The sequence below is a fragment of the Thermohalobaculum sediminis genome, assembly GCF_023487995.1.
Lineage (GTDB): Bacteria > Pseudomonadota > Alphaproteobacteria > Rhodobacterales > Rhodobacteraceae > Thermohalobaculum > Thermohalobaculum sediminis.
On the sequence record NZ_JAMFKN010000016.1, the window covers coordinates 11,959 to 26,838 of the forward strand.

The following is a 14,880-nucleotide window of genomic DNA, read 5'->3' on the forward strand; positions in this document are numbered from 1 at the left end:
CCGTGCCGGCGCTCGAGCCTGAGTGCGACCACGATCAGCACGCAGGAGCACCGCCCATGGCCCCGAAGGTCCATCCCGCTGACCACGCCGCCGCCCGCATCATCGCGGCGGCCGAGCGCTTCGAGATCGCGCTTTTCCGGGGCCAGGGCGTCTACGCCAAGGCCGAGGCCGCGAGCCTCGATGAAGCCCGCACCGCCGCCGCCAGGCTCGAGGCTGAGGCGGGCAACGGCAAGCGGGCGATGATCTACGCGCTGACCGCCGAGGGCCGCTCGGCCCTCGTCACTCCGGCAACCCTTGAAGCGATGGAGACGAACCCCGTGCAGACCTATTCGAAGAAGTTCAACGCATGCCGCGCCGCCGAGCGCGCCGGCATCCCGGCCGAGCGGATCGCGGTGACGAAGACCGCCGACGGCTATGTCTGGCGCGACACCGGGCCGAAGGCGGCGGCGACCGAGTCCGCCCCTGCGCCCAGTGCCAGGGCGAAGCCCGCGCCGGCATTGAGGTCCGAGGCGCCGCGCCGGCAGCGCACCGACTACGATCGGCTCGAGGCCGAGGCGCACAAGGGCCTCCTGCCCGCCCCGCCTGACTTCAGCGCGGCGACGCATGCCCGGTTCCGGGGCAAGCTCGCCAAGCTGGTTGATCTCGCCGCCGCCGGCGACATCGCGGGCCTGCGCGCCTTCGAGATCAACCCGGTCTCTTCGAGCCCGCGGGCGATGGCGCGCTATCGCGATCTCTGCGTCATCGCCCTCGAGGTGCGGGCGGAGGCCGCGGCATGAAGGTGCTGCGCAGCTTCGAGCCCGGCGATCGCTATCGCTACGATTTTGATCTCTGCGCCCCGTCGAAGGGCTGGGCGCAGGTCGACACCGCGCAGGACGCGGCATGGTTCGGCACATGGGCCTCGCCGGCCGAGCGCATGATCGTCAATTACGCCGAGGGCGATGTGACCCGGCAGATCTGCGAGACCGATGCCGAGTTCGCAGCAGTGCTCCGCGAGCTCGACCGCTGGAACCGCGAGAAGGGCTATGGCCCGGCCAGGATCGATCCCGGTCTCAGGCCGGAACTGGCCGAGGCGTTCATGCGTCTCGGTCTTCTTGATATGCTGCATTGACGGGGGGGCGGGGACCGGGATGGCGAGCGGATACGAGAAGGCGGAGTGCGGCGTCGATCCGAATGAGGGCTGGGACCGGCCCTCGCGCGTTGAGAAGTTCGTGAGCGGCCTCGTGGCTTGGACGATTTGCTTCGTCGCCACCGGCGCCTCCGTCTGGGCGCTCGTCTCTCTGATTTGGTAAGCAGCTCCGGGAATCGGCACGCGGGGCCGCGAGCATGGCTCCGGGCCGGCAAGGCTCGATCCGGGTTTTGATCCACCGTTGATGGGCGCCTTCGAGCGGCTGGCACTCGGGGATATGTGCATTGGGGTCTGAATTCGGGCGGCTACCCCGCCTTCAATTCGGCAAGGGTGTTCTCCGGTATTGTGCCCCCTTGGATCGCTTCCCAAGCCACTACCAACTTTTGCCGGTTCTTGTTGATCCACTCTCTTACGGTCTTGTCGTATGCCGTCTTGAGGTTTCCGGCCAAACGCTCCCCGGTGTCGATGGCATACGAGGCGAAGTGAAGTTGCTTTCCGTAGTCAATGTGAACATGTGGTCGGCCGTGGTTTTTCGTTCCGTCCATCCTTACCCGCAATCTCTCAAGTTTCTTGATCACAAGCGTAGCTGCATTCGAAGAACTTGGGTGTGATAACAGATCGATTAAGGCAAGGCTGTCTTGTAACGCTTCGGCTTCTTCCGCGAAGTCAATTTCACTTTGCGCCACGATCAAATCCTCTATCCGCAGAAAATCTCCGCTTGTAGAGTGGCCCAAGATGCGCGCGTGTTTCAAGGCATGGCCAGCGGCGCCACGTTCCAGAACAGCACGCCGCCCGGGCGATGCTTTGCGAGGCAGGTCTCCCACGCCTTCGCGTCGTAATGCGGATCGCTCGGGAACGGCGGCGTGAGCAGCGCCGTCTTGCCGAAAGCGAGCGGATAGCGGTGGATGCTCGCGCCCGCGATATCGTGAGGGCTGAGATCACGCCCGACCTGCACGACATGGCGCCGCACCTTCGGCCAGGCAGCCGCGAGTCCGCGGGCGAGCACACCCGACCCGGCGGCGCACCAGACCTCCGCCGGTTCGAGCCCGGTGGCCCGGGCCGCTGCCGCGATCGCCTCGATGGCGCCCGGGATTTCGGCGCCGAAGGGAATTAGGCGCGCGCCGGTGTTCCGGCAATACTCCCGCGCGCGGGACTGGACCACGGAGAGATAGCCGGGCGCGACCGGAACGATCTTTGCGCCGAAGCGCGCCGCTTCGAGCGTGCGCGGATGAGGTCTCGCGCGCTGGGCCACGAAGATGGTGGCCTGCTTGCCCAGGCGCCGGGCGACTGTCGCAAGCGCGGTTTGCGCGCCACCCTCGGCCGGGCTCGCATAGACCGCCTCGTCGGCGCCCTCGAACACCCGGCCGATATAGCGGGCCTTGGTGCCGCCGGGGAAGAGATCGTCCCGCACCACCATGATGCCGCGATGCATCTCGACGGTCGGGGCGGTCGTCATTCCTGCAGCCCTTCCTCATCGTGATCGTCCTGCGCGCCCTCGATCTCGCCGAACTCCACCGGCCCGCAGGCCTCGGTCGCGCGTTTGGGATCGCCCTTCACGAACACCATGACGTTCTGATGGGTGCGGCCGAGCTTACGCGAGGCGACGAACTGGCGCCCGGCGCGGACCGGGAGTGAGCCGACCGCGGTCGCGAGGATCGCGTCGTTGTAGAACCTGGCGCCGGCCGCCTCGAAGGCCTCGACCGTGCGGCCGGGCAGGTTGACGAAGCAGCCGCGCTCGTCGCGCACATCGCCGATCACCCAGACCGCGAAGCGATCGTCGCGCAACCTGGCAATGCTCGCCGCGATGATTTGGGCATAGGCATCGAAGAAGGCCTCCCTGCCCATCGCGGAGAGATCGGCGGGGTCGTCGGAATACTGCTCGAGGTTCCAGTAGGGCGGGCAGCTGAAGACGAGATCAGCTTCGATGTCGCCGGCGATGGTTCCCAGATTCCGGCTGTCGCCGCAGGCCCAGCGCGGCGCCGGATCGCCCGCGAGATCGAGCTGGGCCTCGTTCGCCGCGACCTGCTCGGCCCGCAGCTCGACGCCGAAATAGCCCCGGCCGAGCCGCGAGGCGATGATGCCGCGGACCGAGCCGCCGGCGAAGGGATCGAGCACCATGCCGTTTGGTGGGCAGAACCAGCGATAGGCGATCTCGCAGAGCACCGGATCGAAGATCGAGGTGCCCGACGCCGTGGGCGCGTCCGAGGCCTCGTAATGCTCGGCGAGGAACTCCTCGGTCGAGAGCGCGCGGCCGAGCTCGGCCTCCTTCGTCCGCTTCTTCGCGTAGAAGCTCGGGTCGCCCGAGGTATGCGACGGCATCAGCACGCCGCCATTCGTGGGCGCGCCGGCCTCTCCTCCGACGACATGCTCGCCGCGCATCAGATCCTGCCCGAAGGTCCGGGCATAGCCCTTAGCCATCGATCCCCTCCATGGGCCCGGCCTTCCAGCCGCGATCGAGCGGGCGGGAACTGCCGCCGGGCGCGGCGCCACGGCCGAGCTCGGAGCGGATGCCGATCTCGATCCAGGCGCGCTTGCGGTCCTGCCACCAGCCCTTGCGGGCATCGAGGATGCTGAAGGGCGGCACGCCGAAGCGCTCGGCCAGGGCGCCGGGAGCCGGGGTGGCGGGGACATGGCCCGCGTGCTCCCCGGCTCCCTCGCCGGACGGGATGGGGGCACCGTCCGGGTCTTCAAAGCCTGCCAGGATCTCGTCGAGCGCGGCCTCATCGAAGCCGAGCAGGTCGAGATCGAAGTCATCGTCGCGCAGCGCCGCCAACTCGGACCGCAGCAGCTCGTCGTCCCAGCCGGCATTCTCGGCGATGCGGTTGTCGGCGATGATGAGCGCCCGGCGCTGCGCCTCGGTCAGATGATCGAGCACGATCACCGGCACCGTCTCGAGCCCGAGATCCTGCGCCGCCATCAGCCTGCCGTGGCCGGCGATGATCACATCATCCTCGCCCACGAGGATCGGGTTGGTGAAGCCGAACTCGGCGATCGAGGCGGCGATCTGGGCGATCTGGTCGGCGGAATGGGTGCGGGCATTGCGCACATAGGGGATCAGCCGGCCGACCGGCATCTCGATGATCTGCATGCTCCCCCCAATCTCCCCCTGCGCACGCGGCCGCGCACCCGCGCACCCGGATGTGCGCACCCCGGGGTGCGAACCCCGATTTTTTCTTTGGCGCTAGCGGATTAACGCGCCGCTGCCCCCCGCATACCACCGCCGCCCGGAAGAACCTTGTCCGGGCCTAGCCGATGCGGAGGGCGAGGCTTGCGCCCGATCCGGTGGCTGACGGCGGGGCGATCCGTCGCCCGCACTCGCCGTCAGCCTGGCTCTTTTTTGCCCGCAAACCGCGTCAGGTGTCGCGCCCGAAGTTCAACGCATCCTGCCCGTCGGCCTGCGGCTTCGCCACGTTCTCGCGCGAGGTTCTGCCGGTCGTTGCGGCGGGCGCTTGCGCGGCCCGCGCCTTACGCGCTGATTTCTCTTGGCTTTTGAGCTTCTTCGCGATCGTCATGAGCGCGGCCACCCAGCGCCGCCAGGCGGTCGAGCGCACGACCCCGATCCGGGCGCAGATCTGCTTCCAGCGCCGGTTCTCGGCCCGCATCCAGACGATCCGGGCGTCGTCGGGCTCGAGCATCAGGAGCCAGTCGAAGCACTCCTCCATCCGGCTGATCGCCGCGGCGCTCGGGATCACCCGCATCGGCGCCTCGGGGGTGTAGCCATAGGCGTGCTTCGCGTCGCGCACGATCGGCGGCCAGGACGAGGTGTAGCCGCGCGGGCGGTCCTTCTCGGGCAGGCGGCGCAGCGTCCAGGCAGCCTCCTCGAGGCGATCCTCGATCTCGCGTGGGGTCAGCGTCATGCCTGATCCTTTCTCGGCGGGTGCGTGGCGGTGGTGGGCTCCGGCAGCCCGGCGATCTCTGCCGCCCGCTTCGCCCAGAACTGGCGCGTGTGCAGGATTGGCTCGGCCAGCGCGAGGAGATGGCCGGGCGTCGGGGCATAGGTGTTCGGCGCCCGCCGCCAGGCGGTGCAGGCGGCGTCGAGGATGTCGGCCGGCAGATGCCCGAGATCCCGGAGCCAGTCGGAGGCGAGGGATGCCCGCGCGGCGGCGGGGCGCGCCGCCTGCGGATAGTGCCAGCCGAGCGCCTCAATCATCGCGGCGATCTCCGTCGCCGTCGCGGGTGTAAGCGAGGCGGAGAGCACCTGTGCCGCCTCGCCGATCCGGGCCCGCTCCTCCGGGCTCGGGCCGGCTCCTCTCCGCCCGCTCGCGCTCCAGCTTCGCAATAGCCGCATCCCAGTCGAAAAGGCGATCCGGGGCAGCGGCTCGGCGGCGCTTGGCAGAGCGCCGCGGCTTTCGTCCTTCGTCATGGCTCGATTCCTCGGATTTCGGAGCGCCCGCTTCTCTGCGGGCCTTCGCGTCCAGCACAGCGGGGGTGAAATAGGCCCATGTCCGTATCTGGTTCGGTCGGGCGGTCGCCGTGCGGGTCTCGATCACGGGCAACACATCGCCGGTCAGGCTGCACCCGGCTTCGATACAGCCGAGGATCTCGAAGGCGGTGAGGTGCAGCGGGCTCTTCGGAGCCTTGTCGAGGCCAGGGCCGGCGACCGCGAGGCAGGCGGAGAGCCATTCCGCCTGTGCGCGCAGAGTAGAGTCCTTTCGTATCTTTGACGTATCAAGGGCGGAAGCTGCTTCCGGGGGGTGCGGAAATCCTTTCCGGTAGCCCCCCGGAAAATCTTTCCGGTTGGGGGCACAGGCGGAAAATTCTTCCGCCTGCGAATTCGACCCGTCCGCGCCTTCATCGGGGTCATCGAGCATGCCCGCCGGGGCCTGCTTGCGGCCGTCGAATGCGGTGAGCAGGATCATGTCCGACTGCCGCGCGCCGTTGCCGCGGCGCCGGGCGATCCGGCGCACCACGCCCCGCTTCTCAAGCTGACCGAGGATCGTGCGGACGGTCCGGTCGGTGCAGGCCGACTGCCCGGCCAGCGTCTTCTGCGAGGGCCAGCTGATCCCGTACTCGTTTGCGTAGTTCGCCAGCACGAGCAGGATCACCTTCTCGGTGACGCTGCGCGCGGGCCAGTCGAGGGCCCATGTGATCGCCTGGACGCTCATAGTGCGGCCGTCACGATCAGCCGCTTCACGATCGCCTCCATCAGCGCGATGCGCCGGTCGGCGTCCTCGCGCCGCATCCGGCCGGCCCGGACCCGGGTCCAGTAGAGCTGCTTGCGCAGATCGAGCTCGCGCTGGGCCTCGGCGATCAGCGCCTTCACCGGGAAGGTTCCGTCTGGGCTTATCTTTCCCATCGGACTTCCCCTCAGCGCCGGCCGGCGACGGCTCGGTGCTGGCCGGTCTTGCGGGCCTCCTGATCGCGCAGCCAGTCGCGCACGGCGGCCTTGCGGTAGAGCACCTTGCGGCCGACCCGCACGCAGGGCGGGCCCACGCGCCGGGTCTCCCAGCGCTGCAGCGTGTCGATGGAGAGGGCGAGTTCCCTGGCGAGTGCGGCCCGGTCGAGCCAGCCCTCGAGGAGGGCTGCGTCGTCCACGGGGGCAGTGTTCAGATCGGTGTCGTCCATGATGGTCTCCCGCCACCGCGCGCCCCGCCGATCGGGGCGCCTCAGGTGGCGGGGCGGAGACAAGCACACGGGCCCGACCGGCACGGAGGCAGAAAGCGGCGGAATTACCCGGGGGAATTCCGCCGCTTTCTGCGGCTTCGATGACGAGGCGGTGAGCGAGGGTGATTCCGGCTTGATCGACCCCCGCTTTCCGCGAACGTTTCCGAACGACGAGGTCAATCAGAATCGCCAGTGAGACCACCCCCGCCGATGCGGCAGGGGCATGGATTCGTGTTGTCGAATCCGTGGGTTGTGCGTGGCGGCAGGATCAGGAGGCAGGTCATGGCGTTCCCACCGAAGTACTTCTTTACGGTTTTGGAGGCAGCAGTGCGCTGGGACTGCACGCAGGCCCAGATCGCCGAATGGGCGATCGCCGATGAGATCGAACTGGTCGTCGGGTTCTCCGAGGTCTGGTTCGGGGACGAGCCGGCGTGCGGGCTGATGATCGTCCCCGGGAGCGCGATCCGACCTCTGTTCCGGCCTCATGGGCGCGCCGCGAAGAAGGTCTACCTACATTGCGCCCGCCCTGCGGGCTCAGCGACCTGGCGGGCCATCACGAGTCCGAGGGATGGGTTCAGGGTGACGGCGCCGGACATCCTCATCACCGCGACCGAGATCGAGCGCTTCGAGAGCCGCCACGGCATCGGTCGTCGCGGTGGATCGAACGCCGGCGCGCCGTCGAAATACGACTGGGAGGGCTTCTACCGCGCGCTTCTGAAGCGGATTTACACCGGCGGGATGCCAGAGCGTCAGCGAGACCTGATCGTCGAGATGCAGGACTGGTTCATCGCGCATTCGGAGTTTGGCGAAGCGCCGGACGAGAGCACGATCCGGCGCCGGATTCAGTCCGTATGGCAGGATCTGAAGGCCGAATGACTGTGGTTTGACCGGTGTTCGACCGGCAGGGAACAGGGCCCCGCCCGTTGCTGAGGCATCTGGTGGGGCTAAATTTTCCCTGATCTTCGGCCCGCGCCGATCGCGACCGGCAGAATTCCCCCCGGGAATTCCGCCGGTTTCCGCCTCCGCGCCGCTCGCTGCCAAAGAGCAGGTTGCTCCCCGCCGACTCACCTTGCTCAGTCGGCATGATGAGGGGAGCGCCATGAACACACGTCTGACCGAACGCACCGTGAAGGCTGCCGGCATCGGCAGCCGCAAATACGTCATCTTCGACGAGGACTGCTCGGGCTTCGGGCTCTGCGTCTACGAATCCGGCCGCAAGGGTTTCGTGCTCATCTACCGGATCGCCGGGCGTCAGCGCCGCTTCACCATCGGCGGCTGGCCGGCATGGTCCGTCACCGCCGCTCGGGAGGAGGCCAAGCGGCTGAAGCGCGAGATCGACCGCGGCGACGACCCGCTCGATGGCCGCAAGTCGAGCCGCGAGGCGCCGACCGTCAAGGATCTCGCCGAGCGATTCATTGCCGAGCACCTGCCGAAGCTCGAGGCAACCAATGCCCGCGACCAGATCAGCATGCTCGAGAAGCTGGTGCTGCCGGAATGGCGGAACCAGAAAGTCGCCGACATCACGCCGCACGATGTCGACAAGCTGCTCTCCAAGATCGCCGAGGGCCGGACGCGCCCGGCGAAGCGGCAGCCCAAGGCAAAGCGCCGGACGCCGCTCAAGCCCGCCAAGCCGACGCCCGTCCGGGCGAACCGCGTCGGCGAGGCGCTCCGGAAGATGTTCAACCTCGCGGTCCAGTGGCGCATGCGGAGCGACAACCCGGCGCTGGGCTTCCGCAAGCGCCCGGAGACCGCCCGCGAGCGCTTCCTCTCCTTCGACGAGATCAACCGCCTCGCAGACGCGCTGGCCCGCGACGAGGATCAGCGCGCCGCCGGCATCATCCGCCTCTGCATGCTGACCGGCGCGCGGCTCGGCGAGGTCCGCACCGCCACCTTCGACCAGTTCAACCTCGACCTCGCGATCTGGACCAAGCAGGCGGCATACACCAAGCAGCGCCGCACCCATCGCATCCCGATCTCGCCGGAGGCCGTGGCGCTCGTGCGCCTGCGTCGCGAGGCGGTGCCGCCGGGCTGCCTCTTCCTCTTCCCCGGCGATGTCGAGGGCCAGCCAGTGCAGGAGTTGAAGCGCTTCTGGGCCCGGATGCGCGAGAACGCCGAGATCCCCGACGTGCGCATCCATGATCTGCGCCACACCTTCGCCTCGCTTCTCGTCTCCGGCGGCGCCTCGCTCGAGATGATCGGGAAGCTGCTCGGGCATACCCAAATCGGCACCACCCAGAGCTATGCCCATCTGATCGAGTCGCCGCTCCGCGCTGGGGTCAACGCGGTGGGCGAGATGCTGCGGCCGCGGCTGAAGGTGGTGGGTGAGTAGCCGATCGGCAAGCGCGGGCTCTTTGGGGAGGTGCCAGCGCCGAACACGGCTTGATTGCAATGCAATCGTTGCTTACATCTTGGCTGACGGTGGGAGGGCGCGATGGCCAGCATCACAATCCGTAATCTCGATGACACTATCAAGCGCCGCCTGCGTGTCCGCGCGGCGGAGCACGGCCGGTCGATGGAAGAAGAGGCCCGCGAGATCCTGCGCGAGGTGGTGGGCGAGGCGAAACCGCCTCGTAACCTGGCCGCGGCTATCCGGGCACGCATTGCACCTTTTGGCGGGGTGGAGCTTGATATTCCGCCACGTGACCCGATGCGCGGGCCGCCCACCTTCGATCCGGCCTGAGCATGGTCATTCTCGATACGAATGTTGTGTCCGAACTCTTGCGTCCGGAGCCCGAATCGCGGGTCGAGGGCTGGCTCGCGGCGCAGGACGGGGCGGAAATCTATCTGACGGCGATAAGTGAGGCCGAATTGCGCTACGGTGTCGCCATCATGGTGAATGGCAAGCGCCGCGACGCGCTCGCCGTCACCATCGATCGCATCCTTCGCGATGATTTCGCCGGCCGCATCCTGCCCTTCGACAGTCCTGCCGCCGAGTCCTACGCCGCCATCGCCGCCGACCGCCGCGCAGCCGGGCGACCTATCGCCCAGGCAGATTGCCTGATTGCGGCGGTGGCCCGGGCCAGTGGGGCAGCGGTCGCAACCCGCAACACCGCCGATTTCGAGGGCTGCGGGATCGAACTGATCAACCCCTGGATTGCCGAATGAGCGCCGTTGAGATTGAACACGCTATCGAGATGGCTAGCTCTACTAGCATGTATCAGCCATGAGCCTGATCAAGTCTAAGAAGCGCGTCGCCGATCATGGAGAAGTCTTCACTCCACCATGGCTGGTGGATGCGATGCTCGACCTTGTCAAGGACGAGACGGACCGTATTGACTCTCGGTTCCTCGAGCCCGCGTGCGGCAGCGGCAATTTTCTCGTCCGGGTCTTTCAACGCAAGCTCGCCGCCGTCGAAAAGAAGTTCGGGAAATCCGAATTTCAGAAAAGGCATTATGCACTTCTCGCGCTGATGTGCACTTACGGGATCGAGCTACTCGAGGACAATATCGCTGAATGCCGGGCGAACATGCTGGAGGTCCTGGCCGAGTATCTGAACATCAGCGAAACGGACGATCTGTATCGTGCCGCGTCATTCGTCCTCGCGCAGAACCTCGTGCATGGTGATGCACTGACGATGCAGACGCAGGATGGCCTGCCCATCGCCTTCGCCGAGTGGGGCTATCTCGGCAAGGGCAAGTTCCAGCGTCGTGATTTCCGCCTCGATGTTCTCACCGGCTCGGCGGCTTTCAGCGTGGGGGGATCGCCTTTCGCCAATCTTGGCAAGCACGAGATCTTCACTCCGATCCGGACTTATCCACCGACGCATGTTCGCGATCTTGCCGCTGCGAGCGGAATACCAAGGGAGGCAGCATGAGCATGCAGGCGAGCTTCGCCCTACGCGCCCGAAACCCAGACGTGTTGACGTGCATCGCGAACCTATCGAACGACGAGGTGTTCACCCCACCCGAATTGGCGAACCGCATGCTCGACATGCTGGCCGAATCTTGGGCGGCGGATCATGGCGGCGCGAACATCTGGGCCGATAGTACGGTGCGGTTCCTTGACCCCTGCACCAAGTCTGGCGTGTTCTTGCGCGAGATCACCAGCCGCCTGACCAAGGGGTTGGCCGACCAGATACCCGGCCTGCAAGACCGCGTGGACCACATTCTGACCCGGCAGGTCTTCGGCATCGGCATCACACAGCTGACAGCCATGCTGGCGCGGCGGAGCGTCTACTGCTCGAAGCACGCGAATGGTCAGCACTCCGTCGCCCGTAGATTTGCCACCGATGCGGGTAATATCTGGTTCGAGCGCACCGAGCACACATGGGTAGACGGCAAGTGTACGTATTGCGGTGCGAGCAGGGAGACTCTCGACCGCGGTGAGAGCCTTGAAACCCATGCCTACGCGTTCATTCACACTGACGACATCAAAGCACGGATGGCCGAGTTTTATGGAGGCGTCATGCATTTCGACGTGATTACTGGAAACCCGCCGTATCAGCTAGACGACGGTGGGCATGGAACAAGCGCTGCGCCGATATATCAGAAGTTCGTTGAACAGGCGAAAAATCTTGAGCCACGTTATTTGACCATGGTTATACCATCCCGCTGGTTCTCCGGCGGGAAGGGCCTCGATGACTTCAGGGAATCGATGCTTTCAGACAATCGACTGCGCTCCATCGATGATTTTCTCAGTGCTGCGGATGTATTCCCAGGCGTGGGGCTTAAAGGTGGCGTTTGCTACTTTCTTTGGGACAAGGAGAATCCGGGGTCCTGCCGGGTCTCGACTCATTTCAAGGACTGGCCAGTCTCGACAGCGACGCGTCCGCTTCTGGAAAAGGGTGCAGACATTTTTGTGCGCTTCAATGAAGGTGTGTCGATCCTTAAAAAGGTGATGGCACGAGAGACCGGTCAAACAAAGACGCTCGCGTTGCCCGAAGAAAAGCGCTTTGACCGACTTGTTAGTTCGGCGCGAGCTTTCGGCTTCAGGACTTTTTTTAAAGGAAACCGCACGAAGTCTCCAGGTGATCTGAAAATTCATCAAAACGGAGGTGTCGGTTACGTTCCGCGAGATGCTGTCAGGTCTGGGGCACATCTTATCGACAAGTGGAAACTGTTTGCAGGCTACGCTGCACCGGGAACCGGAAATCGAGATACCTATCCGCACCGAATTATCAGTACGCCCTTCGTGGCGGGGCCGGGAACGGTGTCGTCCGAGACCTACCTCTGCATCGGCCCATTCGACACGAAAGAGGAGGCGGAGAGTGTCTTGTCCTACCTCTCCTGCCGTCTGACGAGGTTCTTGATCCTTCTCCATAAGTCGTCCCAGCATGTGACCCGGAAGGTATACACATTCGTTCCAACGCAGGACTGGACTCAAAATTGGACCGACGCCGATCTCTACCAGCGGTATCGCCTGACGGCTCACGAGATCGCCTTCATCGAGAAAATAGTGCGTCCATTGAGTGGCGACGATGAGTAAGCCGACCATTGACGAAATCCTCGCGCCCAAACCCGAAGCCCGGCCACGAATCTACGCTTATGCCATCGACGATGACGGGCACAGCGGCCAGCTGAAGATCGGGCAGACGACGCGGGACGTAAGGCAGCGCGTAGCCGAACAGCTCAAAACCGCCGCGATCCGAAACTTCACCATCGTCCTTGACGAACCTGCCGAGCGTGAGGACGGGTCTGTCTTCTCCGACCACCAGTTGCGCGCGGCGCTAATGCGTAAGGGCATCGAACGGGTGGATGGCGAATGGATGCGCTGCACGGTCGCGGATGTGCAGACGGTGCTGACCGAACTGCGCACCGGCCAGATTTTCGTAGGCACGCATTCCGAAAACTTCCCGATGCGCCGGGAACAGGCCGAGGCCGTGAACAAGACGCATGCCTACTTCCACTCGATTTGGTCGGAAGACATGCACGCCGTCCCGCGCTTCCTTTGGAACGCGAAGATGCGCTTCGGCAAGACGTTCACAACCTATCAGCTCGCCAGAAAGCTCGGCGCCAAGCGTGTCCTCGTGGTGACCTTCAAGCCCGCGGTCGAGGACGCTTGGCAGACTGACCTCGAGAGCCACAAGGATTTCGACGGATGGCAGTATCTGTCACGCTCCTCCGGACGCGATCCAACGCAGGTCGACCCGAGGAAGCCGGTGGTCTATTTCGGCTCGTTTCAGGACCTGCTGGGCCGCGACGCCGCGGGGAACATCAAGCCGAAGAACGAATGGCTCCACGAGGTGAACTGGGACCTTGTGGTGTTCGACGAATACCATTTCGGTGCCTGGCGTGAGACCGCCAAGGAGCTTTTCGAGGGCGAGGAGGCGGCGGTCGCCAAGAAAGAGGCCAAGCTCGAATACGCCGCCGATCTGGAGGAGGTGAACGAGGACCTGACCATCCTGTCGGAGAGGGAGGCCGAGTTTCTCCCAATCACCACGAAGGCCTACCTCTATCTCTCCGGCACGCCGTTCAAGGCCTTGGCGACCGGCGAGTTCATCGAGGAGCAGATCTTCAACTGGACGTACACCGACGAGCAGCGTGCCAAGGCAGGGTTCGCAGCCACGCACCCCGGCAAGTGGAATCCCTATGACGCGCTGCCGCAGATGCGATTGCTCACCTACCAGATGCCGGATGAACTGGTCGCGGTCGCGAGTGCGGGTGAGTTCGACGAGTTCGATCTGAACGAGTTCTTCGCCGCGACCGGCACGGGCGCGGTCGTGCAGTTCAAGCACAAGAGCGACGTGCAGAAGTGGCTGGACATCATCCGCGGACAATACGCGCCGCAGGCCGTCGAGAGCCTGAAGACGGGGACACGCCCGCCGTTTCCATACTCCGACGTTCGTCTGCTGCCGTACCTTCAGCATTCATTCTGGTTCCTGCCCAATGTGGCGGCGTGCCACGCGATGGCAAACCTGCTGGCCGAGAAGCACAACACCTTCTGGCACGAGTACAGGGTCGCCGTCGCCGCCGGTGCGTCGGCGGGGATCGGTCTGGACGCGCTGCCGCCGGTGCGCAAGGCGATTGGGAGCGGTTTTGATACCAAGACCATCACGCTGTCGTGCGGAAAACTGACGACCGGCGTGACCGTGGCGCAGTGGTCATCGATCCTGATGCTGCGCAACCTGAAGTCGCCCGAGACCTATTTCCAGGCGGCGTTCCGGGTGCAGTCGCCTTGGTCAATCAAGAATCCGAACGGCGACAATCCGAACGAAGAGGAGATCCTGAAGCCCATCTGCTTCGTATTCGACTTCGCGCCGACGCGGGCGCTACGCCAGCTTTCCGAATATGCAATTGGGCTGTCCCCCAACGAGCCAAACCCGGAAAACGCGGTCAAGGACTTGGTGTCGTTCCTGCCGGTGCTGGCCTACGACGGCGCGAACATGACCCAGATCGATGCTGGCGGCATCCTCGACATCGCCATGGCAGGGACGTCGGCCACGCTGCTGGCGCGCAAGTGGGAGAGCGCGCTGCTCGTAAATGTCGACAACGATACGCTGCGCCGGATCATGGATAACCCGGAGGCTATGGCCGCGGTGGAGCGCATCGAGGGCTGGCGCGCACTGGGCGACAACATCATCGAGACCATCATCAACAAGAGCGAAAAGGTCAAAGAGCTCAAGAACAAGGCTAAGGAGCGTGAGCTCACTGCGGGCGAGAAGAAGGAGCTTTCGGACGAGGAGAAAGAGTACAAGTCCGCGCGCAAGAAGGTGCAGGAGAAACTGATCAAGTTCGCCACTCGTATTCCCGCATTCATGTATCTCACGGACTTCCGCGAGAACACGCTGCAGGATGTGATTACCAAGCTCGAACCGGATCTGTTCCTCGCCGTCACGGGATTGACGGTAAAGGATTTTCATCTGCTCGTGCGCCTGAAGGTGTTCAACACCGAGCAGATGAACCAAGCGGTGTTTGCCTTTCGGCGGTACGAGGACGCATCGCTGCGGTACACGGGTATCGAGAGCCACGAGGGGCTCACGCATTATGGGCTCTACGACACTGTTGTTGCGAAGGAGTGAATGAAGATCGTCGCACTCCCATTCGTCCTCGGCGCTTTAATCGATGGAGCGAAGTAATGTTATCCTATTCTGAACAACATTGCACCGAGGCGAGGGTTGATGCCCCCAATCTCCAGATGAGCCTCCCCAGACGATTTGGTCCACCTCTATGATGAAGCAGAGGAGGATCGAGAATGGCGAACAAGCACCACAA

The 14,880-nt window shown here is 64.8% G+C and carries 18 protein-coding genes; 9 read left to right on the forward strand and 9 right to left on the reverse strand.

What is annotated here, in order from left to right; genetic code table 11:
* The first annotated feature begins 56 nt into the window (after window positions 1-56).
* Window positions 57-776 (forward strand): hypothetical protein, encoded by a 720-nt coding sequence (locus M1105_RS19745; RefSeq protein WP_249582100.1) that lies wholly within the window; start codon window positions 57-59, stop codon window positions 774-776.
* Window positions 773-1,108, forward strand: coding sequence for a hypothetical protein (locus tag M1105_RS19750; protein ID WP_249582101.1), 336 nt, complete (start codon window positions 773-775; stop codon window positions 1,106-1,108). Before M1105_RS19745 ends, M1105_RS19750 begins: the two co-directional genes overlap by 4 nt.
* 323 nt (window positions 1,109-1,431) lie before the next feature.
* Here the strand turns inward: M1105_RS19750 and M1105_RS20880 are convergent, their stop codons facing one another.
* From M1105_RS20880 to M1105_RS19795, 9 genes are all read right to left on the reverse strand, one after another.
* Window positions 1,432-1,812 carry a DUF4160 domain-containing protein gene (locus tag M1105_RS20880; protein WP_249582102.1) on the reverse strand — a complete coding sequence of 127 codons (381 nt, stop codon included), beginning with the start codon at window positions 1,810-1,812 and terminating at the stop codon, window positions 1,432-1,434.
* 62 nt (window positions 1,813-1,874) lie between these two features.
* Window positions 1,875-2,582: a pyridoxal-phosphate dependent enzyme gene (locus M1105_RS19760; RefSeq protein ID WP_249582103.1), complete on the reverse strand. Its 708-nt coding sequence runs from the start codon at window positions 2,580-2,582 to the stop codon at window positions 1,875-1,877.
* Window positions 2,579-3,544 (reverse strand): site-specific DNA-methyltransferase, encoded by a 966-nt coding sequence (locus M1105_RS19765; RefSeq protein WP_249582104.1) that lies wholly within the window; start codon window positions 3,542-3,544, stop codon window positions 2,579-2,581. Before M1105_RS19765 ends, M1105_RS19760 begins: the two co-directional genes overlap by 4 nt.
* The gene (locus M1105_RS19770) at window positions 3,537-4,214 is read right to left on the reverse strand and encodes a ParB/Srx family N-terminal domain-containing protein (protein ID WP_249582105.1); all 678 of its coding nucleotides are present in this window, start codon (window positions 4,212-4,214) and stop codon (window positions 3,537-3,539) included. The genes M1105_RS19765 and M1105_RS19770 overlap by 8 nt, the downstream gene beginning before the upstream one ends.
* Before the next feature lie 265 nt (window positions 4,215-4,479).
* Window positions 4,480-4,983 carry a DUF6362 family protein gene (locus tag M1105_RS19775; RefSeq protein WP_249582106.1) on the reverse strand — a complete coding sequence of 168 codons (504 nt, stop codon included), beginning with the start codon at window positions 4,981-4,983 and terminating at the stop codon, window positions 4,480-4,482.
* On the reverse strand, window positions 4,980-5,276 hold the full coding sequence (locus M1105_RS19780; RefSeq protein ID WP_249582107.1) for a hypothetical protein: 297 nt from the start codon (window positions 5,274-5,276) through the stop codon (window positions 4,980-4,982). Before M1105_RS19780 ends, M1105_RS19775 begins: the two co-directional genes overlap by 4 nt.
* Window positions 5,269-6,231, reverse strand: coding sequence for a helix-turn-helix domain-containing protein (locus tag M1105_RS19785; RefSeq protein WP_249582108.1), 963 nt, complete (start codon window positions 6,229-6,231; stop codon window positions 5,269-5,271). The genes M1105_RS19780 and M1105_RS19785 overlap by 8 nt, the downstream gene beginning before the upstream one ends.
* Window positions 6,228-6,422, reverse strand: coding sequence for a hypothetical protein (locus M1105_RS19790; protein WP_249582109.1), 195 nt, complete (start codon window positions 6,420-6,422; stop codon window positions 6,228-6,230). The genes M1105_RS19785 and M1105_RS19790 overlap by 4 nt, the downstream gene beginning before the upstream one ends.
* An 11-nt stretch (window positions 6,423-6,433) precedes the next feature.
* On the reverse strand, window positions 6,434-6,691 hold the full coding sequence (locus tag M1105_RS19795) for a helix-turn-helix transcriptional regulator (RefSeq protein ID WP_249582110.1): 258 nt from the start codon (window positions 6,689-6,691) through the stop codon (window positions 6,434-6,436).
* Window positions 6,692-7,012: 321 nt separating this feature from the next.
* Between M1105_RS19795 and M1105_RS19800 the strand changes: the two genes are divergently transcribed.
* The 7 genes from M1105_RS19800 to M1105_RS19830 all read left to right on the forward strand — a co-directional run bounded on the left by M1105_RS19800 (window position 7,013) and on the right by M1105_RS19830 (window position 14,687).
* Entirely contained in the window at window positions 7,013-7,606 is a 594-nt protein-coding gene (locus tag M1105_RS19800; RefSeq protein ID WP_249582111.1) for a hypothetical protein, read from the forward strand.
* Window positions 7,607-7,829: 223 nt separating this feature from the next.
* A complete protein-coding gene (locus tag M1105_RS19805; protein WP_249582112.1) occupies window positions 7,830-9,059 on the forward strand; it encodes a tyrosine-type recombinase/integrase in 1,230 nt (409 codons plus the stop codon).
* A 102-nt stretch (window positions 9,060-9,161) separates the two neighbouring features.
* Window positions 9,162-9,410 (forward strand): FitA-like ribbon-helix-helix domain-containing protein, encoded by a 249-nt coding sequence (locus M1105_RS19810; protein WP_249582113.1) that lies wholly within the window; start codon window positions 9,162-9,164, stop codon window positions 9,408-9,410.
* A 2-nt stretch (window positions 9,411-9,412) separates the two neighbouring features.
* Window positions 9,413-9,835, forward strand: a complete 423-nt coding sequence (locus M1105_RS19815) for a type II toxin-antitoxin system VapC family toxin (protein WP_249582114.1) — start codon at window positions 9,413-9,415, stop codon at window positions 9,833-9,835.
* Window positions 9,836-9,893: 58 nt separating this feature from the next.
* Window positions 9,894-10,544, forward strand: coding sequence for a DNA methyltransferase (locus tag M1105_RS19820; protein ID WP_249582115.1), 651 nt, complete (start codon window positions 9,894-9,896; stop codon window positions 10,542-10,544).
* Window positions 10,541-12,154 carry an Eco57I restriction-modification methylase domain-containing protein gene (locus tag M1105_RS19825; protein WP_249582116.1) on the forward strand — a complete coding sequence of 538 codons (1,614 nt, stop codon included), beginning with the start codon at window positions 10,541-10,543 and terminating at the stop codon, window positions 12,152-12,154. Before M1105_RS19820 ends, M1105_RS19825 begins: the two co-directional genes overlap by 4 nt.
* Window positions 12,147-14,687 carry a DEAD/DEAH box helicase family protein gene (locus M1105_RS19830; RefSeq protein ID WP_249582117.1) on the forward strand — a complete coding sequence of 847 codons (2,541 nt, stop codon included), beginning with the start codon at window positions 12,147-12,149 and terminating at the stop codon, window positions 14,685-14,687. The genes M1105_RS19825 and M1105_RS19830 overlap by 8 nt, the downstream gene beginning before the upstream one ends.
* Window positions 14,688-14,880 lie beyond the last annotated feature (193 nt).